Genomic DNA, 24735 nt, shown 5'->3' with positions numbered 1-24735 from the left:
GGGAGGGACGACATGGCACGCAACATCGGAATCGTCGGCGCCGGAATCGCCGGTCTGCATCTCGCGCTCTATCTGCAGAAGCACGGCGTGGACGCCACGGTCATCACCGATCGGTCGCCAGACGAGTACCGAAATATCCGGCTGCTCAACACCGTCGCGCATCACCACGTGACGCTCGCACGCGAGGACTATCTCGGCGTCAATCACTGGACCGATCCGAAGGATCACTATTACTACCACGATCACGTCTTCAATTTTCCGCAGCCGCTGAGCTTTCGCGGTGATTTCTCGAAGGCGAGCCGCGCCGTCGACTACCGGATTTATCTCCCCGCGCTGATGCAGGACTTCACGACGCGTGGCGGAAAGATCGAATATCGTCGCATCGAGGAGCGCGACATTGGTCCGCTGGTCGCCCGTTTCGATCTGCTGGTCGTCTCGACCGGCAAGGGGCCGCTGGGCCAGCTCTTCACGTACCGGCCGGAGCACACGCCCTATTCGCAGCCGCAACGGCGGCTGTGCGTCGGGCTCTATACCGGCGTGCGGCAGCCCGATCCCATGAATGTCACGCTCTCGGTCTCGCCCGGGCATGGCGAGATGATCGTGATCCCGACCATCACCTTTGGCGGCATCGCCAACGCGCTGCTGATGGAGAACGTGCCGGGCGGCGACATGGAGGAACTCGCCACGCTCAGCTACGACGACAACCCGAAGCATTTCTTGAAGGTGCTGTTGGGCAAGCTGGAGAAGCATCACCCGACCACCTACGATCGCATCGATACGGCGCGGTTCGATCTCGCCCAGCCCCAGGATCTGCTGCAGGGCGGCGTGGTCCCGACCGTGCGCAACACGATGGTCGAATTCGACGACGGCAAATGCGCGATCGCGCTCGGCGACGTCCACGCCATCGTCGATCCCATGATGGGACAGGGCGCCAATATCGCCTCCTATGCGGCCTTCGTGCTCGGCGAGGAGATCGTCAACGCCGACGCGCTCGATGCGCGCCTGTGCGAGAAGATCGATCTGAAGCGGCAGGATCGCGTATTGGCGGCGTCACGCTGGACCAACGTGATGCTGCAGCCGCCGACGGAAGCACTGGGCATGCTGATCGGGGCGATGAGCCAGAATCCTGCACTGGCCAACGAGTTTACCGAGAATTTCAACTATCCCGACCGGCAGTGGGACCGCATCTCGACGCCGCAGCGCATCCAGGCCTGGATCGAACGCATGTCGGCACCATCAGAACCCGTCAGGGCGATTGCGTGAGGATCGATGCGGACGAAGACCGACATGGCGCGCGCCAATCCCGCATCGTTCCGCGAAGCCGCCTCGCGCTTTGCGACCGGCGTCGCGGTGCTGACTGCGCTCGACGAGCACGGCCGCGTCTGCGGCATGACGGCGAACAGCTTTGTCACCGTCAGCCTGTCGCCGCCGACCGTGCTGGTCTCCGTCATGCCCGGCCGCATGCACCGCGCGATCTCGGCGACCGGCCGCTATTGCGTCAACGTCCTGCCGGACCATGGCCGTGACCTGTCGCGGCACTTCGCGAGCCAGCCGAACACCGGCGCAAGTCCCGACTATGACATCGTCGACGGCCTGCCGCGCCTGTCCGGGTGCATCGCCTGGTTCGCCTGCGAGGTCACACGCCAAATCGACGTCAGCGACCACACGCTGATCATCGCCGAAGTCTCCAGCTGCGACTCTCGCGACACCACGCCGCTGGTGTTCTTTTCCAGCCGGTATCATCTCGGGCCGGGCGCGCCGGTGGATCGGTGAGGGTCGCAGCGGCCCGCGGCTTGAGCGGATCCGGTGTTCTCGCCGTGCGAAGTCATCGTGAAGTCGGTCATTGGCGATGACCCATTTCGGGTGATTGCCAGATCGATTTCTCCCCGGGCGTTCTTCCAGCCTGCTTCGTGCAGGTCTAGGGTTCGGTCGCTACCACGAGCTGCCCCAGGGGCGTGCCGTTGAATATACGGCTGACAGCGCAACAGACACCGTCGGCAGCGGCAAGCAATAGGATCTATCGCGCTTTGATAGCTTCGTCGGGATCGGAATTCCGTCTCGGGTGAGGGTGGACGCGCCGGTCGTCAACACGGCGAATGCCACGCGGCTTGTTCGGAAGGAACGACCTGATGGCAGCCCATTCAAAGTCCGTGAGTTCATACCGCATCATTCGAGACCCCCGTTTGGGCGCTTGAATCGCATCCGAACCGATGCGTTCAACCGGCAAAACCGGACAATCGGCATTTCTGAGATTATCCCCTAACCGGACATCACGCGGACATACCAAAATCGACGCGAATGACCCGAAGCGGAACGATGATCGCCATTGCCGTTCTACTCAATAATCCAGTCAGCACTGGCGGCGAGTGATGCGGGCACGGAGAGACCGAGATGGGAGGCTGTCGCAAGGTTTACCGACAACTCGAATTTTGAAGTTTGGTAGAATGGAATGTTGCCTGGGGCCGCACCCTTGAAAATCTGATCAACATCGCTCGCGCAACGTTTGTTCAAGTCTGTTAGGTCGAAGGAATAGGCCATTAGGCCGCCCGCCTCGACATACTCGCGGAAAGCTCCGATCGAAGGAAGTTTTGCTTCCGCCGCGAGCCGTGCGATCAAACGGCTATTGCGGAAAGTCTCAGGTGAGTCCACCACCATCAGCCCATTGGCACCTTGGCCTGAAAGGCTGTCGATGGCGCTCCTGTAGTCGGCTTCCTTTGCACCGAACTCCAATAGAGAGACAGCAATCGGCAAGCCAGCCCGTTGGGCATTGGCTCGGATCGCCGGACCGGCAACTCCATCGAGCTGAATGCGGAGAAGGAGGCAGCCGAGTTTCGATAAAGCAGGACTGATCTCGCGCAATAACTCCATCCGTTTGCCATGGATTGAGGGGCCTGTATCGATACTTGCGCCGGTAAAGTTTCGACCGGGATGCGATAGACTGTCCGCCATTCCCAAGGCTATCGGATCCCCTGTCAGCGCTACTATTGGAATAGTTGTTGTATACTCTTTAAAGAGCGCTGCGCCCGGCCCAACGGCGTAAACAAGGTCTGGTTTGCCTCGCACAATCTCCGCAGCCAGGGTCTGAGGCCCGGATGTGTTCTGCTCTCTTCCGAAAGGTTCGACAATCAGGTTCTGGTTTTCGACATAGCCCAGTCGTCGAAGCTCATCAAAAAATGCCTTGAAGTATCTCTGGTCGGTTTCGGGGCGAAGAACGGCATTTGCCTCCGATGGGTTGAAGATGGCGAGCCGCTTCGGAGCGTGTTGAGCATGGGAAGCGAGCGGCACAGCCGCGACCAAGCCAGTCACCAGCGTCATGAAGTCGCGACGTTTCAACAATACCCCCCAAGCAGCCCAGAAGAGGCAAGCGTAGGGTTTCTAACACGCCAGTCGAGCTTTAGTAAGTTCGGCCTCGCTGCCTACCTGTCTCGTATGCTCAGCGAATTGACAGTCGAGGTCGGCTACTGGCCCTGGGCCCTTTTCGCACCTTACGCGATGTCCGACTTAGGTCCGGAATACGCGCCAAAGCGGACGTTGGCCGAGCACTCTGATTTCAAGAGTTCACGCCCTAGCTTGCCCGGGCGCTCTTTGCGCGAGGGGGCGTATCGTTGACGTCGTTGGCGCGCTTGGGAGCGTTCGCGGCGCGCCATTGTCGTGGCGTCATTCCGGTCCAGCGCCTGAAGGCGTGGGTGAATGCGCTGACTTCGCCATAACCGAGCAGCCAGGCGGTTTGCGAAATCGGCAATTCGTCCTTTTTCAAATAGCTCTTGGCGAGGTCGATCTTCAGCTCGTCGAGAATGCCGGTGAAGGTCAACCCCTCTGAGGCAAGGCGCCGCGCCAATGTGCGATGGCTCATGCCGAGCCGTCGCGCGATCTCCTCGACCCGTGCCTCGCGATGGGGAAGCAATGGCGCAATGGCATTCTCGACGCTCGATCTGAGCGAAACCCCGCCGGGCCTCCGATGTGCAAGCGCTTCCTCGCAGAAGGACACCAGCAGATCGTTCAAATGGTGATCGGCACTCTCGATCGGCATCAGCCCCACGGGTTGCGGGAAAACGATCTCGTCGATATCCGACCCGAACTCGATCTCGCAACCCAGGAACGACCTGACCTCAGCGGGCGTCGTGCGACGATGATGGGCGACCTTGATCCGGGCCGGCACCACGCGGCGGTTGGTCAGGACGCGGTTCATGCGAATGATCGAGGTGAGCCAGAATTCGACCTGGTGCCGATCCGACCGTCGCTCCACACCGACATATCTCAGCGTGATCGCCATGTCCTTCGCGGCAAATCGCAGCGAAATCCCCTCATTGGCGAGATGGCAATAGCGCTCGGTCTTGGTCAGGGCATCGGCGACTGTCCCTGAGGACGCCGCGACATAGTAGAGCAGGCCGATCTCTCGGAGATCGAAGTCCAGCGCCAAATGGAATCCGAGGGCGTCGTCGTGCAGGACCTCGGCGGCAAGTTCCAGAAATTTGATCTGGCTTTCGGCGCTCAGACGCGCCTTGCGGTCCTCGATCTGCGCGTAGGTCACTCCGGCCTTTGACAGCAAACCGTCGGCGCGAACGCCAGCGTTCAGCAGGCGTGCCCATACAAGGCGAGCGATCCCGCCGGTGGCGCTGGGCATTGCTTCCAGATGGGGCGAACGGGCAGCCGGCACGCCGAACCCTTTAGTCGTTGCCGCCGCGCTCGCGGATCGCGCACGGCATGGAAAATCAAATAATTGGCTCACGATAACAAGAAACCGGGTGTCGCGTGACTTAAATCGGTTGTCTGCCCTCAGACAGGTCCTGCGTTCTCGGGGCAGCCCCTTTTCCCAATGCTCCGAAGGCCTTGATGTCCAGCAGTGACGGCGCCGCGCCGCCTATAAACGTGAAGATATTGCGAAGTTACGGCAAGTTGCTCGGAATTCCTCATACCGCTCATGGCGCACGAACGGTTGCGCTCGAGCGCGTTGGCGATTGCGAGATCACCATGTTCGAAACGCTTGAAGCCGGTTCAGCTGCGGCGCCCCTGTTCTGGATGGAGCTGTTCGATCTTCGCGTTCACGCCTCTCGCGACAGCCGCGGCTGCCACAACATGAGCGACGCGGTCGCAGCGTTCAACGATTTTGCGTCGCAGGCGAGCCGCCTCGCGGAGCTGCCGTCGCGCGACATCGGCGAAGCCGTAGGCTGACAATTGCCGCGTCCACCGAGAGTGTCCCCAGCGGAAAACGCAGTGCTGCTGACGCGCGGCCAGGTTCTTGGCTACGACAGGGAACGGATGGCGTTTCTGTTTACGATGACGTACGGCGCCCGCGTCGTCGACTGCGAGATAAGCAGCGTCGCGCTGGACGACCTTGACGGCGCGAAGGGCACGCGTCCCGACGAAAGGGAGACCCAATTCAGGCGTCTCCGCGACGCGGTCGAGCGCGTTGCATCATACGCTTTCGAGCAGCAGGGCAGGCGGCAGCGCGAGCGGCTCCGCATCTTCTCCAAGCACGTCAAAAGCCTCCGATCTGTCTGAGGTGGCCGGATCGCCGAGGACAGCGCCGGCGGTTGTGCATATATGCATTTTGTGCCACATGACATGATGTTGGCATCCCTGTCCCCCTCTTAACCATTCCGTTCGACTCTTGCCTGGGAGGCGAGGTTCCAGAGCTGTTGCCCTTTGGGTGTTGCCGCGCCGCGACATCCCGGCACGCTCAGCCGGTGTAGACTGGTTCATATCCGGTGCCGCTTCCGTTGCCCGGACGATGAATTGTCGCGCTCTTGCGTTCAGTTGTGAGTTTTGCCTGTGGTCCGGACAAGTCGCATCAGTGCTCCAGCAGTCCTGTTGGCCTTGTCGATCGCAGCAGTCCTTGGAGGCTGTGCAGGGCGTCCGTCGCAGGGCGTGCTTGTTCCGACAGCGCAGGCCGCTCCCGGAAACACAAATGTCCCGATCTATGTCGTGACCAATCGCAAGCGGTCGGACGTCGATCCCGGCGAGATGTTCAGCGGTGAGCGTTCGGACGAGCTGTCCTTTGCCGAGGTGACGGTCTCGATCCCGGCCGATGCTTCGCGCAAGATCGGCGAGGTGCAATGGCCTGCGAGCCTGCCCGGCGACCCCCAGCGAGATTTTACGACCGTGTCGGCCGACTATCTCGACAAGACGCGTTTCGCTGCATCCCTCACCGCGGCGATGAAACAGTCGGGTCGCAACAAGGTGCTTGTCTTCGTCCACGGCTTCAACAATCGCTTCGATGATGCGGTCTATCGCTTCGCGCAGATCGTTCACGATTCCAAGGTTCCGGTCGTGCCCGTGCTGTTCACCTGGCCATCGCGCGGCGAGTTGCGGCTGCGCGCCTATACCTATGACCGGGAAAGCGCCAATTTTTCGCGCGACGCGCTCGACAATGTGTTGAGCACGCTCGATAGCTCGCCTGCCGTCGGCGAAGTCTATCTCCTGGCTCATTCGATGGGCAATTGGATCGCGCTGGAAGCGCTGCGGAGCCGTGCGATCCGCGCCCCTTCTGTCGCGGCGAGGCGCGGCAAGCTGAAAAATGTGATGCTGGTGGCTCCCGACGTCGATGTCGATGTCTTCCGATCGCAACTGAACCGGATGGGTGGCGTGCGGCCGCCGATCTCGCTGTTCGTCTCGCGCGACGACGGCGCGCTCTCGCTGTCGAAGACGATCTGGGGCGACGTCGCCCGCCTGGGCGATATCGACCCGACCCAGGAGCCCTACCGAAGCGAACTCGCGCGCGACCGGATCGACGTCTACGACCTGACGAAACTGGCGGTCGCCGGCGATGACGCCCATGATCGCGCGTTCGAGCAGGTGGGACCGGTTGTCGCCATGATCCGCCAGCGCATGGCCCAGGGCCAGGCGCTGGGTGAACAGAAGCCGGACGTGAATCCGCTTGCCAAGCTTGCCGAGTAGGTGGCGAAGGCTTGCGGACAGGTGACTCCAGTCAAGGCACTAAGCGGCGTCGCCTCAGGCATATGCGACCCAGCCGCGGAAGGTGAACCCGGCGTAGAACAGCGTTGGATCGGAGAAGCCGGCATCGCGCAAGATCACCTCATCTTGCTCTGGTGCCAAAATGCTCAATTGGCCATCGACCGCTTTCCGCGCTGCGGCCGCCTTGTCGGGCTCGACGCCGGATGCGGCCAGAAACGCAGAATATCGCGAGAGCCACAGCGGGCGTTCATGGTGGTCGCCGGGAATGCTGAAATGGGCCGCCACGAACGGTGCGCCAGGCTTGAGGCGGCGGCGGATTTCGGAGGCTATCCGCAGCCGTTCCTCCACGTCGACGAAGTGTAGCGTCAACAGGCACGTCGCGCCGTCGAATGGTCCCTCCGGCGCACCGTCGATATAGCCTTGGTGCAGATGCGCATGCGATGCCAGCGGTCCAAGCGTTTGTTTCGCGAGATCGAGCATCGCGGCGGACGGATCCACGCCATCGAAGCTCCAGCGTGGCTGCACTTGCGCGAAGGCCTTCATTTCCAGGCCCCCGCCGGCACCGAGGACGAGTATTCGCGCATCTTCACGCGCGCGTTCGGCCAGAAGAATCGCTGCCATCGACAGCATGGAATTGTAGCCGGGAACGAAGCGCGGCGGTCCTTCGGTGTATTTCGCCACCATCTGCGGATCGGCGAACGCGTTTTGAATGTCGGTCATCTGTCGTCCTGCTGAGTTCATCACCCGTGATGTGCGCTCATGCCCTGATGCTTTCGCGACCCGAGGCGCTTGCGCAGGTCGTCGCTCAGCATGGCCAGCGTCACCTCGCCGAGGCGCGCCAGCAGCAGCGCTTCGGCATCATGGAATGCCTGATCGAGCACGGCATTCACGGCCTGCTCGACGAGGCAATCGGGCGCCTCCGTCCGGTTGCCCATGGCCAGAAGCGTGGGACTACCGAGTGCGATGTAAACGTCGCGCAGCGTCACCTTGGAAAGGTCGCAGGCGAGCGTCCAGCCGCCGCCGTGTCCCTTTTCGGAGCGGACATAACCGAGGTCCCGTAAGCCAGCCATGATGCGGCGGATCACCACGGGATTCGTGTCCATGGCCTTCGCCAAAGTCTCGGACGTGAAGGGGCCCGGCTTCTGCGCCATGTGCAGCAGCACGTGCAGAACGCCGGATAGACGGCTGTCTCGTTTCATGTAACTTTACATGTTACATTATTGGCGCGAAGTCAACCGGTCTTGAGCGCATCTGACGGAAAGCGCCGGCCGCAATACAGGCTGCGTGTGGACGACGTCCGGGTGTTCTGTGAAGCGGAAACGCAGGAGATCGTCATCACGCGTCACGGCAAGCCAGCCGGGGTGCTGATCCTCGTTTCCTGCAGCGTGTCGAACAGGCACGGAATAGTTTGCGCGCAGGACGCGGCGTGAAGCTCGAGGATATCGATACGGAGTAGCGGGCGAGGGGCCGGCCCACAGTCCCGATGATGTCACCATGCGCCTGTTTTGCCCGACGGGTCAAGCGTTCTGCGGGTTTTCAGAAAATCGTGCTTGAACAACAAGATCAAGCGTGATGACGGTTCACCCAAATCTCGTTGCGCTTTAAGCGCCTGATTTCGCTATCCCCGGCTACTGTGCATGGGGTTGTTTTCGACTTTCGTTTTCAAGGGCGACGGCATCGGGCGCGTTTTTGCTCTCGCCCGCTACTTCATCACCCGCAGACCCTTGGTCGTGAACTTCTGCGTCTTGCCGCCGGGGCGCAGGGGGCGCTTGGTGCCGGCGGCCTTGCCGGTGCCGGGTGGCTGGTGCGCAGGCACGAGCTGGTCGGGACGCGAGCCGATCAGGTCGCGGCGGCCCATCTCGATCAAGGCCTCGCGCAGCACCGGCCAATTGTCGGGGTCGTGGTAACGCAAAAACGCCTTGTGCAGGCGGCGCTGCCGCAGGCCCTTGATCGCCTCGACCTTGTCGCTGCCGCCGCGGCGTACGCCGCGCAGCGGATTGACGCCGGTGTGGTACATCGCGGTTGCGGTCGCCATCGGCGAGGGCAGAAAGGTCTGCACCTGGTCGGCGCGATAGCGGTTTTTCTTGAGCCAGAGCGCGAGGTTCATCATGTCCTCGTCGGTCGTGCCCGGATGCGCCGCGATGAAATACGGGATCAGGTAATATTTCTTGCCGGCCTGCTCGGCCGCGGCGTCGAACATCCGCTTGAACTTGTTATAGGCGCCGATGCCCGGCTTCATCATCTTGTCGAGCGGGCCGCGCTCGGTGTGCTCCGGCGCGATCTTCAGGTAGCCGCCGACGTGATGCGTGACGAGCTCCTTGATGTATTCGGGGCTCTCGACCGCGAGGTCGTAGCGCACGCCCGAGGCGACCATCACCTTCTTGATGCCCTTGGTCTCGCGCACCTTGCGATAGAGCCGGATCAGATCGTCATGCGAGGTGTTGAGGTTCGGGCAGATTTCCGGGAAGACGCAGGACGGCCTTCGGCACGCGGCCTCGACCTTCGGGTCCTTGCACGCCATCCGGTACATGTTGGCGGTCGGGCCGCCGATGTCGGAGATCACGCCGGTGAAGCCCGGCGTCTTGTCGCGGATCTTTTCGATCTCGCGCAGGATCGAGCCTTCCGAGCGGTTCTGGATGATGCGGCCTTCGTGCTCGGTGATCGAGCAGAAGGTGCAGCCGCCAAAGCAGCCGCGCATGATCGTCACCGAGAACTTGATCATGTCCCAGGCGGGAATTTTTGCTTCGCCATAGGACGGATGCGGCGCGCGCGCATAGGGCAGGTCGTAGACCGCGTCCATCTCCTCGCTGGTGAGCGGGATCGGCGGCGGGTTGAGCCAGAGATCGCGGTCGCCGTGCCGCTGCACCAGCGGGCGCGCGTTGCCGGGATTGCTCTCACGATGCAACACGCGTGAGGCGCGCGCATAGGCTTCCTTGTCCTCCTCGACCTGCTCCAGCGCCGGCAGCCGGATCACGGTCGCGCCCTTCTGGCGCGCGGCGCCTTCATCGGCGGAATCGAGATCGTCGGCGTGCAGCTCCGCATAATCCTCGGGCACGCGGCGGAACAGTGCGACGCCCCTGATGTCGTCGAGCTCACGCGGTGCTTCGCCGGCGGCAAGGCGGTTCGCGACTTCGACGACGGCGCGCTCGGCATTGCCGTAGAGCAGCAGGTCGGCCTTGGCATCGGCCAGCACCGAGCGGCGCACCTTGTCGGACCAGTAGTCGTAATGCGCGATCCGGCGCAGCGACGCCTCGATGCCGCCGAGCACGACCGGCACGTCTTTGAACGCCTCGCGGCAGCGCTGGGCGTAGACGATGGTGCAGCGGTCGGGCCGCTTGCCGCCTTCGCCGCCGGCCGTATAGGCATCGTCGCTGCGCAGGCGGCGATCCGCGGTGTAGCGGTTCACCATGGAGTCCATGTTGCCGCCGGTGACGCCGAAGAACACCTTTGGCTTGCCGAGTGCCTTGAACGGCTCGGCCGAGTGCCAGTCGGGCTGCGCGATAATGCCGACCCGGAATCCTTGCGCCTCCAGCAGCCGGCCGATGATGGCCATGCCGAAGCTCGGATGGTCGACATAGGCATCGCCCGTCACCAGCACGATGTCGCAGGCATCCCAGCCGAGCGCGTCCATCTCGGCGCGGCTCATGGGAAGAAACGGCGCCGGCTTGCGCGGGCGGGCATGCGCCATCAGGGGCTTTTCGGCGGCGATGATCTGGATGTCCATGGCGCCTACGCATAGGACTCCGCGCCCACGAATACAACCGACGGACGGATGAAAGATGGCGGTTCCGCGGTCGCTCGGCGCGTCAACCCTTCGCCAGCGCCTGCCGGACCTCCGCCGTCGTGCCCGGCTCGCCACCATGCGCGCGAGGCCAGCCATCGGGTGTGTGACGCCACCCACATACCGGGCGGTGGTAGCGGGTCATCCTCCCCTTCGTTTCGAGGGAGAGATCGATGCTTCTGTTCGACGTTTTGCTGGTTCTGGCGATGATGTTTTTCGTGTTCCTGCCGATCTCCGATCGCAGGACGGTGCGGATGCGGCTCTGCATGCTCTGCGTATTGGCGTCGGTGTTCTCGGTCTCCGTCGCGCGCTCGCATCTCGCCCCCGCGCAGGTCGCTGATGTTGTCGCGACGCGTTGATTGGTTCATTCGGAGGAACTATCTGCGCTTGCGAACATTCTGACCTGAGGGCTCGTGCTGAGCCCGGCTTGCGCGTGCCGGTGCCCGGGATCTGGGTTGCCTCGATATTCGCCTCGGGCGATGGGGGAACTGTGAATACAGTCATAGAGAATTTGCTGTCGCGGAAGCAGACGCTTGTGGAACAGCTCGAGAAGGCGCAGTCGGTCGAGGACCGCGACAAAATTGAGCATCAGCTCGAACAGATCAACACCGCGCTGGATTTTCTGGACAGACCGGAATCGAGAGACGCGCGGTAGGCCCCCTCAGTTCACCTTCAGCGCTTTTGCGTAGACTACGCCGGAATTGGTGATGTGCGTCGTCATCGCCGCTTCGAAGGCCGCGAACTCTCCGCGCGCGAACAGATCGAGCAGCTTGCGATGCTCGTCGAAGGAGGAGCGGGTGCGCACGTCGATCGGCGAGGTCAGATTGGTGCGGAGGGCGGCGACGCGGCCCGAGACGAGCTGGTAGGACTCGGCGAGGTAGCGATTGCCGCAATGCGCGAACAGGCCCTCGTGAAAGGTGGCGTCGGCGCGGCCATAGGCGATGTTGTCCTTGGCCTCGACCGCCGGCTCCATCGCCGCGATCGCATCGTTCATGGTCGCGATCGCGCCATCGCGGTCGTGGCGAAACGCAAGCTCGGCGGCCTTGGGTTCGAGCGCGATGCGGAACGTGCAGAGCGCGGTAATGTCCTCGGCGCTCGGCGTGAACACAAAACTGCCGACTTGGGGGCGGATCACGACGAGCCCCTGCGCCTGCAACTGGCCCATCGCCTCGCGCACCGGCGTGCGGCTGACCCCGAAGGAATTCGCCACCATCTCCTCGGAGATGGCGGCACCAAGCGCAAACTCGCCTTCGATGATCGCCTGCCGCAGCCGCAGCATCACCCGCTGCGACAGCGATTTCGGCGCATCGAGCTTCAGCGAGCGCATCGATGTTCTCAAATCACCTTGCCGGGGTTGAGCAGATGATCGGGATCGAGCGCGGCTTTCAACGTCCGCATCAAGGCGATCTCGGGCTCGCTGCGGGCGTGTCCGAGCCATTTCTTCTTCAGCGTGCCGATCCCGTGCTCTGCGGAGACGCTGCCGCCCATGTCGCGCACGAGACCATAGATGATCGTGTCCATCTCTTCTTTGGGCTGCTGCTCGACGGGAAGGCCCGTGACCCAGGAGACCAGGTGCAGATTGCCGTCGCCGATATGGCCGTAATAGACGCTCTCGCAGCCCTTGATGCCGGAGGCGAGCGCAGCCTTGCAGCGCGTGGCGAACTCGTCCATCCGCGCCACTGCAAGTCCGATGTCGTAGGAGATGTGCGGACCCAGCACCTGGCCGAATTCGGCGCAGATGTCGCGCACACGCCAGAACGCCTGCGTCTGCGCCAGCGATTGCGCCACGGCGGCATCCGCCAGCAGCCCGCGCTCCATCAGCTCTTCGAGCCAGGCCTGGAAACGCGGCGCATCGACGCTCTCGTCGGTGCCCTGCGCCTCGACCAGCACATAGAGACCCTGGCCGGCGGCGACCGGCGGCTTAACGCCGGCACGCGTCGTGATCACGTCCCAATAGTCCAGCCACATCACCTCGAACGCCGACAGCAGCGGCCCGAGCCCGCTGCGTGCGGCATCGAGCAGCGCGATCACTGCCGCATAGTCCTTCAATGCGCAGAGGGCGGCCATCGTCGAGCGGGGTTTCGGAAACAGTCGCAGCACCACGCGGGTGATGATCCCAAGCGTGCCTTCCGAGCCGATGAAGAGATGCTTCAGGTCATAACCGGCATTGTTCTTCATCAGCTTGTTGAGGCTGGTGATGATGGTGCCGTCCGGCAGCACGACTTCGAGACCGAGCACCAGCTCGCGCGTCATGCCGTAGCGGATCACGCGGTTGCCGCCGGCGTTGGTCGAGAGATTGCCGCCGATCGCGCAGGAGCCGCGCGAGCCGAGATCGAGCGGAAAGAAGAAGCCGGCCTCGTCGGCGGCCTTCTGGATCGTCTCCAGCGGCGTGCCCGATTTCACCGTCATCGTCATCGCGGCGCGATCGATCTCCTCGATGCCGGTCATGCGCTCCAGCGAGATCGCGACCCAGCCCGCTTCGGGCGCAGCGCCGCGGCAAAGCCCGGTCAAGCCGCCCTGCGGCACGAAGGGCAGGCGCGCCTGCCGGCAAGTCATGATCGCATCGGCAACGCCCTGCGCATCGAGCGGCCGGATCACCGCGAGCGGCGTCTGCGGCAGGCTTGCGCTCCAGTCGTTGCAATTGCGCGCGGGCACGTCGCTGCCGGTCAGCACGGCTGCGGCGCCGAGCTTGTCACGCAAGGCGGCGAGTAATGGCTCGGGATGTCCGACGGGGGTCACCATGTTCATGCGAGACCTCCTCCAATTTTGGCTGCGCCTCATGCGCTCCGTGACGGCGGAAAGAATTTGCGTCTATCTTGTATGTAAGGTACAAGACAAAAAGTAAAGCAAAAACAAGGCTCCCTAAGCCCGCTAAGATCATTGGAGATCAGGGACTTATTCGGGAGGCGCAACAATGGGTGGTGCTATGACGGAGGCAATTCGCGGGTTCTGGGTGGCGTCGGCAACGCCGCTGGCGACGGACGGCAGCGTGGACTCCGCCAAGCTTGCCGTTCATGCCAAAAAACTCTTCGGCAAGGGCGTCGACGGTGTTGTGCTGTTCGGCACCACTGGCGAGGGGACCTCGTTCAATGTCACGGAGCGCGTCGCGACCATCGACGCCGTGCTCAAGGCCGGTGTGCCGGCGGAACGCATCGGCATCGGCGGCGGCTTCCCCGCCATCAGTGACGGCATCGCGCTGACGCGCGCCGTGCTCGGCCTTGGTCTGCGCCACGTGCTGTATCTGCCGCCTTACTTCGACCGCAGCGTCACCCCTGAAGGCATCGAGGATGCGTTCGCGGCGATCTTCGACGGCGTCGCCGACGATCGTCTGCGTGCCTATCTCTATCATATTCCGCAAGTCTCGGGCGTCGCGATCCCGACGACGGCCGCGGCGAATTTGCGCAAGCGGTACGGCAAGGTGGTTGCGGGCCTGAAGGACTCCAGCGGCGATTTCAAACAGTTCCAGGCATTCCGCGCTGCTGCGCCGGAACTCGCCATCACCGTCGGCAACGAAACCGACATTGCGCGCGCGATCGCCGGCGGCGGCGCCGGCACCATCTGCGGCATGGCCAACATCGCGCCTGAGCTGGTGAAGGCGATGATCGACGGCAAGGATGTCGAAGCCCGCATGCAGGCCGCGGTCGATATCGTGGTGAAGTCGCCGTCCTTCCTGACGACGCTGAAGGCCATTCTCGCCGCGCAGACCGGCGACGCCGGCTGGTTGCGCGTGCGTCCCCCGCTGCGTGCGTTGACAGGTGGCACCGCGCTCAAGGCGAAGCTGGACGAGCTCACCAGTCCCGCCATCGCCTGAGCGTTCTATTCGCTCCGAACCTCCGCGGTGCGCGCCGACATGGCGCGGACCGCGACGAGTGCGGCCGCAAAACCAGCCGCTGCACCCACGCCGAGCGCCCAGCGCGGACCGAGATTGTCCGCCACCCATCCGACGATCGGCGCGCCGATCGGTGTGCCGCCCAGCGCGACGCCGAGGCGCAGCGCCATCACGCGCCCCCTCATCCGCGGTTCGGTGGAGAGCTGCATCATGGCGTTCGAGGTATTCGTGACCGTTAGCGCCGCGACGCCGATCAGGACAAGGCTGCCGGCGAACAGCCAGTAGCTGGGTGCAAGCGCTGCCAAAGTGCATCCCGCGCCGAAAGCCGCGGCCCCCAGCAGCAGCGAAATAAACCGCGGCTGCGCGCGCCCTGCGGCCAGCAACGCGCCCGAGATCGTGCCGACCGCCATCGTCGAGGACAAAAGGCCAAAGCCGCGCGCATCGGTGTGGAAGACGCTGACTGCCATGGTCGAGATGAAGATCGGGAAATTCAGCCCGAACGTGCCGATCAGGAACAGCATGATCATGATCGCTCTCAGATCCCCACGCGACCATACGTAGCGAAAGCCTTCCGTCATGCCGCCCTTGGTGTGGTGTGCCCGTGCATTGGGGCGAAGCTCCGAGGTGCGCAGCAAGGCGAGCGAGCCGAGCACCGCCATGAAGGATGCGGCGTTGAGCAAGAACGCCCATCCGGTGCCGATCGAAGCGATGACGATCCCTGCGACCGCGGGCCCGATCATCCGTGCGGCGTTGAAGGACGTCGAGTTCAGCGCGATCGCGTTGGAGAGCTCGCCGTCGCCGACAAGCTCGGCCACGAATGTCTGGCGCACCGGCGCGTCGAAGGCCCCGGCGCAGCCGAACAGGAAGGCAAGCACGTAAACATGCCAGAGCGCTACCTTCCCGGTGACCGTGAGAAGGCCGAGCACGAGCGCCAGCACGCCCATCGTCGCCTGGGTCGCGACCAGAAGCCGTCGCTGGTTGAAATGATCGGCGGCAAAGCCCGTCCACGGCATCAGCAAAAGCTGCGGCCCGAACTGGAGCGCCATCACCACGCCGACCGCCGACGCGTTGTGTCGTGTGAGCTCGGTGAGAACGAGCCAGTCCTGCGCGGCGCGCTGCATCCATGTCCCGGTGTTGGACACCAGCGCGCCCGCTGCCCAGACCCGGTAATTGTAGTTCCGCAGTGAGCGAAACGTGCCCGCCACCGGAACGCTCACGAACCCGTCGGCGTGTTGCCGCCGTGGAACCGGCCAAACCGGCGCGCGAGAAAGAGGCTCAGGAGCAGCGCGCCGAGCCCGAGCGCGACGATATCGCCCGTGTCGAGCAAGGCGAACTCTCCGACGCGACAAATGAGGAGATATCCAACGATCACGTTGAAGGAGCCCCAGAGCACATTGACCGTCGACGAGGACAAACCTTCTCCCGGCGGTTTTGCGAACGGGGTCTGGAACGGCTCCCCGCGCTGGCCGCTGACGAGATGTGGAATGGCGTTCGCAAGAAATGCGCCGCCCCCAAAATAGGATACGAGATGAAGCCAGTTCATGCCTGCGCGCTCCGTGTTGCCAATAGATCGATGATCGCCCGCGTCGAGCCGCTCTCGCCGAGCCGCGGAAAGACGTGCGCGATGCTGTAGTCGTGAGCTTCGGAACGCGGATCGGTCATGGCGTCGGTGGCAAGGGTGACGTTGAAGCCCGCCTCGTAAGCCTGGCGCGCGGTGGACTCGACGCCGGTGCCGGTGGCGACGCCGGCGATGACGACCTGCGTGACGCCGCGCTGTCGCAACTGGCTCTCGAGATTGGTGCTGGCAAATGCGCCCCATGTCCGCTTGGTCACGGTGATATCGTCTGGCTGTCGATCCAGCTCGGGAATGAGATCGATCCATCCATCGGGGAACGGACCGCCAGGGCGCGGCCGCTCGGTGCGGCCCGGTGCGCCGCCGGCGACATTGACCAGCACGACCGGCAAGCGATGCCGCCGAAACGCCCCGGCAAGCGCACTTGAGCGCGCAACGACGTCGCCCATCGAGTGAACGGAAGGGAGCTCGACGATGCCGCGTTGCAGGTCGACGATGATGAGCGCGCTGATCGGGTCGAGCATCGTGAGAGCCATGATCATGTCCTTCCGGCAGCGCGGCGGGGCCGCTTCAATCGTCGACGAGCCGTTTGAGCAAGGAGACGGCGGCGGTCAGTTCGTCCTGCTCCCGCGGTGAAAGCCGTGCCGAAATGGTGCGCGAGAGCCAGTCCTGCCGGGCAGCGCGACCGACCCGGATCCAGTCGCGGCACGCTTTCGTCAGCGACAGAATGGTCTGACGGCCGTCCTCCGGGTCGGGCGCGCCACGGATCAGGCCTGCGGCCAGAAGCGCGGCGACCGCGGTGCTCATCGATTGTGGCCGCATCTTTTCCGATCGCGCCAGGCTCGACACCGTGGCGGGGCCATCTTTTTCCAGGCGGAGCAGGATCGACACCTGCGACGGCGTCAAATCCTCCGGACCTGCCTGCTCGCGCAACCGGCGCCTGAGCCTTCCGACCAGCGAACGGAGGTCTTCTGCGAGCGCACCGGCGCGCGCGGACGGGCGTTGGTCCGACGAATTGATCATGGCGCATGTGGATGCCATATCTGAAGGTAATCTGTAAAGATTAACTGTGTAGGCGATCTGAACAAAACGACGTGAGCGGAAATTTCGGCCGCAGAGCATCCGGCGACATGGCGTCGCGTCGATGACGCCTCGTCAGCATCATCGACCATGAGCAGCTGCGTTCATCTCGAGCGCGTTCCGCTTACGTAGGCGTCACGGCACGGACGCCGCATGATGGCGCGATCGTTCCAGCTCTTAGAACAATTCAACACTAGAGCTATTCAAGTCGCCGCCATGTTCTCTTCATTCGCCGCGGCTGATAGATGCGCCAACTTCAATGCTGTGACTTGGAAGTGAATCGAAAGTGCGTGCTCCTGTGGATGGCCGTCGTGCCAGCGGTCATCGAAATCGCGCCGGCAAGAGCCGCGCCAGCCTTCTCATCGGAGCGGCCGTGCTGCTCGCCGGATCTCCCTTCGACACCGCCAATGCGCAGGCGCAAACGGCGCTGCCGCCGGTGATTGTCGATGCGCCGATGCCGCGGCCGAAATCGGCGCGCGCTTCGGAGCAGTCGCAACGGCGGACACAGGCTGTCCAGCGTCAGCGCAACCACGCTGTCGCCGCGCCCGCCACACAGACATTGTCGGAACGCGCCGCGGCTGAAGCCGCTGCGTGGCAAGCGGCAAAGCTCGGCTATCGTGCGATGCCGAGCGCGAGCACGCTGCGCTCCGGCGCGTCGCCGCTCGATACGTCGCAGGCCGTCAACGTCGTGCCCGAGCAGGTATTGAAGGATCAACTCCCCCGCAACATCGACGATGCGCTCATCAATGTTTCCGGCGTTACCCAGACGAACACGCTCGCCGGCAGCCAGGACGCGGTGATCCGCCGCGGCTTTGGCGATAACCGCGACGGTTCGATCATGCGAAACGGCATGCCGCTGGTACAGGGCCGCAGCTTCAATTCAGCGGTCGAGAGCGTCGAGGTGCTGAAGGGGCCGGCTTCGCTGCTCTACGGCATCATGGATCCCGGCGGTATCGTCAATACGATCAGCAAACGCCCCGAGCTCTATCAGCATGGTTCGGTCACGCTGCTCGGCTCCGCATTCAATGCCTCGAAGACAGGAGCCGATGGCCTGCTCGACGTCACCGGTCCGATCGGAGACCAGGGTCTGGCCTATCGCTTCTTAGGCTACGGTGTCAGCGAAGATTACTGGCGCAATTTCGGCCGTCACCGCGAAATGCTGGTCGCGCCGTCACTGGCCTGGTACGGCCAGGACACCACGGTTCAGCTCAATTACGAGCATCGCGAGTTCATCTATCCGTTCGACCGCGGCACGGCGTTTAGCCCGGTGACCAAGGCGCCGCTGGCGGTCCCTGCCACGCGCCGGCTCGACGAGCCCTTCAACAATACTTGGGGCACGTCCGACCTGATGCAAGCCTCGATCGAGCACCGCTTCAACCAGGATTGGAAGCTCTACGCCGGCTACAGCTACAACACCGAGACCTTCAGTGCCAACCAGCTCCGTATCTCCACCCTCAACTTCACGACCGGCGTCGAGACGCGCAGCAATGACGGCACTCAGGGCTCGCTCAGCAATGTCAGCTACGGAACGTCGTATGTTTCGGGCGGCTTCTGGCTCGGCAACATGCGCAACGACGTGGTGTTCGGCGGCGACGGCCAGTATCGCACCATCTACCGCGACAACCTGATCCGGCAGGCGACGCCAGCCATCAATGTGTACAATCCCGTGTATGGGCTGGTCGGACCGGGCACGACAGTGTCGAATTCCGACAGTGCCCAGACCGACAAGCTCGGCCAGTGGTCGATGTTCGTCCAGGACACGCTGCATTTGACCGAGCGGTTCGCGCTGGTCGGTGGGGTGCGTTACATGGACTACGACCAGATCGCTGGCCGCGGAAAGCCGTTCGTCACCAATACCAACGTGTCACAAGACAAGGTGCTCCCACTCGGCGGCGCCATCTTCAAGCTGACCGACGAGATCTCGCTCTATGCGAGCTACACCGGGTCACTGAAGCCGAACTCGACCATCGCGCCGATCGGCGTCGTGATCGGCTCTAACGTTGCGCCTGAAGAAGGCGTCTCGTACGAGACCGGCGTGAAATTCGATTTGAACAAGCGCATTTCCGGTACGCTGGCGCTCTACGATCTCGACAAGAAGAACGTGCAGACGACGCGGACGAACAGTGCGGGAATCGTGGAGATTCACACCGTCGGCCGTGCTCACTCGCGGGGCGTCGAATTGGACGTCACCGGCAGGCTCACCGACAGCTGGGCCTTGATCGGAAGCTACGGGTATACCGATGCGCGGGTGACGGCGTCCGAGGATCTGACGTTGCTCGGCAGGAGGCTGCAGAACGTCGCGCTGAACACGGCGTCGCTCTATCTGGTCTACGACTTCGGCACGGCATTGCCGGGCCAGCTCCGCCTCGGCGGCGGCGCGCGCTATGTCGGCGATCGTCCCGGCGATTCGACGAATAGCTTCTTCCTGCCGTCCTATGTCGTCGCCGATATTTTCGCGACCTATGAGACGAAGTACCAGAACACGCCGGTGATCTATCAATTCAACGTCAAGAACCTGTTCGACACCGTCTACTATCCTTCCGCCGTCAACAATCTGAACGTCGCGATGGGTGATGCGCGCCGCATCTCGCTATCGGCGACGGTGAAGTTCTAGCGATGGGGACGCGGCGCAAATCCATCGCGATCCCGATCGCGCTGGCGTCTGCCTGCCTTGCGGCCACAGCTGCGAGCCGCGCCGGGGAGATCACGCTGTATTCGACCAGGGAAGCGGCCCTGGTTGCGCCTGTCGCTGCCGCTTTCACGGAAGCGAGCGGCATCAAGGTCAAAATCGTCCTCGTCGGGGACAGCCTCGTCGAGCGCCTGGCGTCGGAGGGCGAGGCATCGCCCGCCGACGTCCTGCTGACGATCGGACTGGACAAGACCATTCAGCTTGCCACGTCCGGCCGGACACAGGTTTTCACGTCGCCACGTCTTGAACAAGCGGTTCCGGCCAATCTTCAGGGAGGCAGTTCGCAGTGGATCGCGCTTGCGATCCGCCCGCGCGTGGTGATGGCGCGCAACGACAACGTCATCACGGCAATCGACTATGAAGACCTCGCGGGGGCGCAATGGCGCGGAAAGCTCTGCATGCGTTCGCTGCTGCATCAGAACAACGTCGCGCTGGTCGCCGCCTATCTCGCTCATCACGGCGAAGCGGCGACCGAAGCCTGGCTCGCCGGTCTGAAGGCCAATCTCGCCCACAAGCCTGATGGCAAGGACAACGATGTGGTCCGCGAGATCGCGCAAGGGACGTGCGAGATCGGCATCGGCAACACCGTGGCATTGGCGCAGTTGCGTGACGGACGGGAAGGGGCCGACTGGCGCAACTGGGCGATGGCGGTCAAGGCAGTTCCGACCACCTTCAAAGGCGGCGGTACGCATGTGAACCTCACCGGCGTGGCCATCGCCAAGTATGCGCCGCACATGGCCGACGCGCAGAAATTCATGGAATTCCTGGTGACGCCCCCGGCGCAGCGGATGTTTGCGGCCGCCGAGCTCGAATTTCCCGTGATGGCCACGGCGGAGTGCGCGCCGATCGTTGCCGAAATGGGGTCTTTCACCGCCGATGCGCTGCCGATCGACGTGATCGGCCGGACCCAGCAAGCCGCCATCGGGCTCATCAAGAAGGCGGGCTTCGATGGGTAGGCTCGTGCACGCAATCAAGGCGGCGCTGCTCCAGGTCCATTCCATTGCCGGCCTCGTGCTGGCGCTGCTGTTGTCCTTGATCGCGCTGACTGGCGTGATCATGAGCTTTGAGGACGAGATCGTCGACCGTCTGAATGCCGGCATCATGCAGGTCGCGCCGCGGACGACGCCGGCGCTGTTGCCGGATGAGCTGGTGGCGCGGCTGAAGGCGGTGCCGGATGCCGGCAAGGTTGCGGCCATCATGCTGTCGAGCGATCCGTCGGCGGCCGTGCATGTTCGCTTTGCCCGCGACGAGCAGGGCGCGCGGCCGTCCTCGCTCTATGTCGATCCCTATGACGGCCATGTGCTTGGTGTTCCCCGCGGCGAGGACTTCTTCGCAACGGTGCGCCGGCTGCATCGCTGGCTGCTCATCCCCGGCGATGCCAAAGGCTGGGGGCGCCAAATCACTGGCGTTGCCGCGCTGGGCCTGATCGTGATGCTGATCTCGGGTCTGGTGCTGCGCTGGCCGCGCCGAGCAAGCCGCGTGAAGATGTGGCTGAAGCCGAATCTCGGGCTCAGTGGCCGCGGCCTGCATCGCTCGCTGCACGTCGTCATCGGCACCTGGGTCCTGCCGGTCTATCTCGTGATGACCTTGACCGGGCTCTGGTACTCGTTCGACTGGTACAAGGACGGCGTGGTCTGGCTGCTGTCGCGTCCGCACGTGGCGGCGGCGAAGATGCAGCCGAAGCAATCGCGACCACCCGGCCGTCCCGAACCGGCTCAGCCGGTCGGGTTCGATCGCGCATGGTCGACCCTCCAGCATGAGGAGAGCGGCGGTTTCGCCAGGGCCCAGCTGACGCTCCTGGCCGGCCCGGGTACGGTGATGCGGATCCGGTCGTGGCCGAAGAACTCCACGCTGGAGTCCATGCGCGATGAGTTCCGCATCGATGCTGTCACCGGCCAGGTCGTCTCGGCGGAGCGCTATGCCGACAAGACGCTTGGTGAGAAGGCCATCGCGAGCGTGCTCGACATCCACCGCGGCGCGATTCTGGGCCGGCTCGGCAAGCTTGCCTTCATGGTCGCCGCGGCGCTGATGCCGCTGTTCGCGATCACCGGCGTGCTCTTGTATTTGTCGCGCCGCAAGCTGCGACGTCCGGTGCAGCCACCGCTCGGGCGGCTGGTTCCGGGCGAGTGAGCTGTCGCGCGAGAGGCTAGCCAAGCCCGTCGCAATCGTTCAAAAGCCCACGGATGTCCTTTCCAAGGTTCATGCCATGAAGCTTTCGACCGTCACCCCCGCGGATATCCGCCGCGCGCTGCTGTTGCGCGAGGAGATCGCGCTGCTCGATCTCAGGCACGAGGCGGCCTTCGCCACCGGACATCCGCTGTTCGCGGCCAACATGGCCGCGGACCGGATCGCGATCGAGGCCGCGGTGCGGCTGCCGCGCCAGGATGTGCCGATCGTGCTCTTTGATGACGGCGAGGGGCTGGTCGCGGCAGGCGCCGAACGCCTCCTGGCACTCGGCTACAGCAATGTCCGTGTACTCGATGGCGGGCTGAAAGCCTGGCGCGCGGCGAGCTACGAGGTGTTCGAAGACGTGAACTCCTATTCGAAGGCGTTCGGCGAGCTGGTCGAGGCGCGCCGCCACACGCCGTCATTCAGCGCCGACGAAGTGGCAAAACTGATCGCGGACAAGGCCAACATCGCCATCCTCGACGTCCGCCGCTTCGACGAATATGCGACCATGAATATTCCAGGCTCGGTCAGCGTGCCCGGTGCCGAGCTGGTGCTGCGGGCCGGGCAGGCCGCGCCCGATCCCGACACCACCATCATCGTCAACTGCGCCGGCCGCACCCGCTCGATCATCGGCACTCAGTCGCTGATCAACGCCGGTGTGCCCAACAAGGTACGAGCGCTGCGCAACGGCACGATCGGCTGGACGCTGGCGCGGCACACGCTCGCTCATGGGGCTGACCGGCGCGGCGCGATCGGGTCGTTCGAGGGCGGCCCGGCCAATGCCCGCGACGTCGCCTATCGCGCCGGCGTCCGCCATGTCGGCGCGAACGAGATGGCGGTATTGGTTGCTGAGACCAGCCGCACGCTCTATCGCTTCGATGTGCGCGATGCTGGCGAATATGCGGCCGGTCATCTCCCGGGCTTCCGTCACTATCCCGGCGGGCAGCTCGTGCAGGAGACCGACATGGCAGCACCCGTGCGCGGCGCGCGCATCCTCCTGACCGACGACAAGGGCGTGCGCGCCGACATGACGGCCTCCTGGCTCGCGCAGATGGGCTGGGAGGTCTATGTGCTCGAAAGCGGCTATGCCGGCACCCTCGAGGTCGGTCCGCCGCTCGTCCTGCCGAAGCCAGATCCGGCGCATCGCTACCGTCGACCCTACGAGGGAACCGACGTCGCCGAGCGCGCGATGCAGGCCTATCTCGACTGGGAGTACGGCCTCGTCGACCAGCTCCGCCGCGACGGCACGCACGGGTTCTATGTGATCTGAAGCGGCCAAACCCTATTGTGCTGGGCGGCGTCGGCGGTCTATGTGCTGCGGCAAAGCCGCCATTCCATGGAGATTTTATGCCAGCCCCAGGCCAAAGCCCTGAGCGGAGCGCGAAGGCGCTGCTGCTTGAAGGTGTCAACGACAGCGCCGTGGATCTGTTCAAGAGCGCGGGCTTCACCAACGTCGAGCGCCTGACCAAGGCGCTGGACGGCGAGACGCTTCGCCAAGCGCTCAAGGGTGTCTCGCTGCTCGGCATCCGCTCCCGCACCCAGATCACCGACGAGGTGCTGGAAGCCGCAGACGGGCTGCTCGCGGTCGGCTGCTTCAGCGTCGGCACCAACCAGGTTGATCTGCTGGCAGCGCGCAAGCGCGGCATTCCCGTATTCAACGCGCCGTTCTCCAACACACGCAGCGTTGCCGAGCTCGTGATCGGCGAGATCGTGATGCTGCTGCGGCAGATCTTTCCGCGCTCGGTGTCGGCCCATGACGGCGGCTGGGACAAGTCCGCGGCCGGCAGCCGCGAGGTGCGTGGCCGTACGCTCGGTATCATCGGCTACGGCAATATCGGCTCGCAGCTCTCGACGCTCGCGGAAGCCATGGGCATGCGGGTGATCTATTACGATCGCACCGACAAGCTTCGGCACGGCAACACCGAGCCGGTCGAGAAGCTGGGGGAGCTGCTGGCGCAGAGCGACGTCGTCAGCCTGCACGTGCCGGAGACGCCGGAGACGGCCGGCATGATCGGCGAGAAGGAGCTGCGCGCGATGAAGCCGGGCTCGTTCCTGATCAACAACAGCCGCGGCACGGTGGTCGATCTCGATGCTCTCGCAGGCGCACTGCGCGACGGCCACATCGCCGGTGCCGCCATCGACGTGTTTCCGGTCGAGCCCTCCTCGAATTCGGAGCGCTTCAAGAGCCCGATGCAGGGCCTCGGCAACGTCATCCTCACGCCACATGTCGGTGGCTCGACCGAAGAGGCGCAGGAGCGCATCGGCGGCGAGGTGGCGCGCAAGCTGGTCGACTATTTCATCACGGGATCGACCATGGGCGCGGTGAATTTCCCGGAAGTGCAGCTGCATTTGCGTCCGTCGGGCGTGCGTTTCAGCCACGTCCATCGCAACGTGCCGGGCATGCTGCGCCGGCTGAACGAGGTGTTCCTCCAGCGCGACATCAACATCGCCGCGCAATATCTGGAGACCGCGGGCGACCTCGGCTACGTCGTGCTGGACGCCGATCTCGGCGGCGAGGATTCAGGCGCGCTGCTGGCGCAGATCCGCGCGCTCGACGGCACGGTTGGCGCACGGCTGGTATTCGAGCATTAGACGGCGCGACGTCACGTTCCGGTTGCATCACCTGGCCACAGCTCTTTAGACTGCCCTCACCCTCGGCGTGTGACAGGTCGCGTCGAATTTGAGCTTCAGTTGTGTGA

24 protein-coding genes and 1 pseudogene are annotated in these 24735 nt (G+C 63.8%); 13 read left to right on the top strand and 12 right to left on the bottom strand.

The window, feature by feature from the left end:
- Positions 1 to 12 precede the first annotated feature (12 nt).
- Positions 13 to 1263: a styrene monooxygenase subunit StyA gene (styA, locus tag K3F49_RS23885; RefSeq protein ID WP_234683388.1), complete on the top strand. Its 1251-nt coding sequence runs from the start codon at positions 13 to 15 to the stop codon at positions 1261 to 1263.
- A gap of 6 nt (positions 1264 to 1269) precedes the next feature.
- Positions 1270 to 1773, top strand: coding sequence for a styrene monooxygenase NADH-dependent flavin reductase subunit StyB (gene styB / locus K3F49_RS23880; protein WP_234683387.1), 504 nt, complete (start codon positions 1270 to 1272; stop codon positions 1771 to 1773).
- A 298-nt stretch (positions 1774 to 2071) separates the two neighbouring features.
- Here styB and K3F49_RS23875 read toward each other — a convergent pair.
- The 3 genes and pseudogenes from K3F49_RS23875 to K3F49_RS23865 form a co-directional block, all read right to left on the bottom strand.
- Positions 2072 to 2170 (bottom strand): annotated as a pseudogene (locus K3F49_RS23875) (IS5/IS1182 family transposase); the annotation flags it as partial.
- 164 nt (positions 2171 to 2334) lie between these two features.
- The gene (locus K3F49_RS23870) at positions 2335 to 3333 is read right to left on the bottom strand and encodes an ABC transporter substrate-binding protein (RefSeq protein WP_234683386.1); all 999 of its coding nucleotides are present in this window, start codon (positions 3331 to 3333) and stop codon (positions 2335 to 2337) included.
- 232 nt (positions 3334 to 3565) lie between these two features.
- Positions 3566 to 4624: an AraC family transcriptional regulator gene (locus K3F49_RS23865; RefSeq protein ID WP_234683385.1), complete on the bottom strand. Its 1059-nt coding sequence runs from the start codon at positions 4622 to 4624 to the stop codon at positions 3566 to 3568.
- Positions 4625 to 4833: 209 nt separating this feature from the next.
- On the opposite strand from K3F49_RS23865, the gene K3F49_RS23860 reads away from it, so the two are divergent.
- The 3 genes from K3F49_RS23860 to K3F49_RS23850 all read left to right on the top strand — a co-directional run bounded on the left by K3F49_RS23860 (position 4834) and on the right by K3F49_RS23850 (position 6897).
- Positions 4834 to 5172, top strand: coding sequence for a hypothetical protein (locus tag K3F49_RS23860; protein ID WP_234683384.1), 339 nt, complete (start codon positions 4834 to 4836; stop codon positions 5170 to 5172).
- A gap of 42 nt (positions 5173 to 5214) precedes the next feature.
- Positions 5215 to 5502, top strand: coding sequence for a DUF1488 family protein (locus K3F49_RS23855; RefSeq protein ID WP_234683383.1), 288 nt, complete (start codon positions 5215 to 5217; stop codon positions 5500 to 5502).
- Between the two features lie 423 nt (positions 5503 to 5925).
- A complete protein-coding gene (locus tag K3F49_RS23850) occupies positions 5926 to 6897 on the top strand; it encodes an alpha/beta hydrolase (RefSeq protein WP_234683382.1) in 972 nt (323 codons plus the stop codon).
- A gap of 54 nt (positions 6898 to 6951) precedes the next feature.
- Here K3F49_RS23850 and K3F49_RS23845 read toward each other — a convergent pair whose 3' ends face one another.
- From K3F49_RS23845 to K3F49_RS23835, 3 genes are all read right to left on the bottom strand, one after another.
- A complete protein-coding gene (locus K3F49_RS23845) occupies positions 6952 to 7635 on the bottom strand; it encodes a class I SAM-dependent methyltransferase (protein WP_452101114.1) in 684 nt (227 codons plus the stop codon).
- Positions 7636 to 7655: 20 nt separating this feature from the next.
- A complete protein-coding gene (locus K3F49_RS23840) occupies positions 7656 to 8114 on the bottom strand; it encodes an Rrf2 family transcriptional regulator (RefSeq protein WP_234683380.1) in 459 nt (152 codons plus the stop codon).
- 503 nt (positions 8115 to 8617) lie between these two features.
- The gene (locus K3F49_RS23835) at positions 8618 to 10639 is read right to left on the bottom strand and encodes a YgiQ family radical SAM protein (RefSeq protein ID WP_234683379.1); all 2022 of its coding nucleotides are present in this window, start codon (positions 10637 to 10639) and stop codon (positions 8618 to 8620) included.
- 230 nt (positions 10640 to 10869) lie between these two features.
- Here K3F49_RS23835 and K3F49_RS23830 point away from each other — a divergent pair, with 230 nt between their 5' ends.
- Together K3F49_RS23830 and K3F49_RS23825 are read left to right on the top strand one after the other, a co-directional pair.
- Entirely contained in the window at positions 10870 to 11055 is a 186-nt protein-coding gene (locus K3F49_RS23830) for a hypothetical protein (protein ID WP_234683378.1), read from the top strand.
- Between the two features lie 74 nt (positions 11056 to 11129).
- Positions 11130 to 11351, top strand: a complete 222-nt coding sequence (locus tag K3F49_RS23825; protein ID WP_234683472.1) for a hypothetical protein — start codon at positions 11130 to 11132, stop codon at positions 11349 to 11351.
- A gap of 6 nt (positions 11352 to 11357) precedes the next feature.
- Here the strand turns inward: K3F49_RS23825 and K3F49_RS23820 are convergent, their stop codons facing one another.
- Both K3F49_RS23820 and K3F49_RS23815 read right to left on the bottom strand, forming a co-directional pair.
- On the bottom strand, positions 11358 to 12023 hold the full coding sequence (locus K3F49_RS23820; RefSeq protein WP_234683377.1) for a GntR family transcriptional regulator: 666 nt from the start codon (positions 12021 to 12023) through the stop codon (positions 11358 to 11360).
- 8 nt (positions 12024 to 12031) lie between these two features.
- A complete protein-coding gene (locus K3F49_RS23815; RefSeq protein WP_234683376.1) occupies positions 12032 to 13444 on the bottom strand; it encodes an FAD-binding oxidoreductase in 1413 nt (470 codons plus the stop codon).
- A gap of 178 nt (positions 13445 to 13622) precedes the next feature.
- Here K3F49_RS23815 and K3F49_RS23810 point away from each other — a divergent pair, with 178 nt between their 5' ends.
- Positions 13623 to 14507, top strand: coding sequence for a dihydrodipicolinate synthase family protein (locus K3F49_RS23810; protein WP_346657343.1), 885 nt, complete (start codon positions 13623 to 13625; stop codon positions 14505 to 14507).
- A 5-nt stretch (positions 14508 to 14512) separates the two neighbouring features.
- On the opposite strand, the gene K3F49_RS23805 is transcribed toward K3F49_RS23810, so the two are convergent.
- Genes K3F49_RS23805 through K3F49_RS23790 form a run of 4 tightly spaced genes read right to left on the bottom strand, consistent with a single transcriptional unit; the run spans position 14513 to position 17121 of the window.
- Positions 14513 to 15742 carry an MFS transporter gene (locus K3F49_RS23805; RefSeq protein WP_234683374.1) on the bottom strand — a complete coding sequence of 410 codons (1230 nt, stop codon included), beginning with the start codon at positions 15740 to 15742 and terminating at the stop codon, positions 14513 to 14515.
- The gene (locus tag K3F49_RS23800) at positions 15739 to 16068 is read right to left on the bottom strand and encodes a hypothetical protein (protein ID WP_234683373.1); all 330 of its coding nucleotides are present in this window, start codon (positions 16066 to 16068) and stop codon (positions 15739 to 15741) included. Before K3F49_RS23800 ends, K3F49_RS23805 begins: the two co-directional genes overlap by 4 nt.
- Positions 16065 to 16634, bottom strand: a complete 570-nt coding sequence (locus tag K3F49_RS23795; protein WP_234683372.1) for an isochorismatase family protein — start codon at positions 16632 to 16634, stop codon at positions 16065 to 16067. The genes K3F49_RS23800 and K3F49_RS23795 overlap by 4 nt, the downstream gene beginning before the upstream one ends.
- 34 nt (positions 16635 to 16668) lie before the next feature.
- Entirely contained in the window at positions 16669 to 17121 is a 453-nt protein-coding gene (locus K3F49_RS23790; RefSeq protein WP_234683471.1) for a MarR family winged helix-turn-helix transcriptional regulator, read from the bottom strand.
- A gap of 343 nt (positions 17122 to 17464) precedes the next feature.
- Between K3F49_RS23790 and K3F49_RS23785 the strand changes: the two genes are divergently transcribed.
- The 5 genes from K3F49_RS23785 (at position 17465) to serA (ending at position 24628) form a co-directional block, all read left to right on the top strand.
- Positions 17465 to 19792 (top strand): TonB-dependent siderophore receptor, encoded by a 2328-nt coding sequence (locus K3F49_RS23785; protein ID WP_234683371.1) that lies wholly within the window; start codon positions 17465 to 17467, stop codon positions 19790 to 19792.
- Between the two features lie 2 nt (positions 19793 to 19794).
- A complete protein-coding gene (locus K3F49_RS23780) occupies positions 19795 to 20823 on the top strand; it encodes an extracellular solute-binding protein (protein ID WP_234683370.1) in 1029 nt (342 codons plus the stop codon).
- Positions 20816 to 21997 (top strand): PepSY-associated TM helix domain-containing protein, encoded by a 1182-nt coding sequence (locus K3F49_RS23775; protein ID WP_234683369.1) that lies wholly within the window; start codon positions 20816 to 20818, stop codon positions 21995 to 21997. The genes K3F49_RS23780 and K3F49_RS23775 overlap by 8 nt, the downstream gene beginning before the upstream one ends.
- Before the next feature lie 76 nt (positions 21998 to 22073).
- Positions 22074 to 23306, top strand: a complete 1233-nt coding sequence (locus K3F49_RS23770; protein ID WP_234683368.1) for a rhodanese-like domain-containing protein — start codon at positions 22074 to 22076, stop codon at positions 23304 to 23306.
- 77 nt (positions 23307 to 23383) lie between these two features.
- Positions 23384 to 24628, top strand: a complete 1245-nt coding sequence (gene serA, locus K3F49_RS23765; protein WP_234683367.1) for a phosphoglycerate dehydrogenase — start codon at positions 23384 to 23386, stop codon at positions 24626 to 24628.
- The last annotated feature ends 107 nt before the right edge of the window (positions 24629 to 24735 follow it).

Source organism: Bradyrhizobium monzae (genome assembly GCF_021458635.1).
Lineage (GTDB): Bacteria > Pseudomonadota > Alphaproteobacteria > Rhizobiales > Xanthobacteraceae > Bradyrhizobium.
This window is presented reverse-complemented; position numbering and strand designations above follow the sequence as displayed.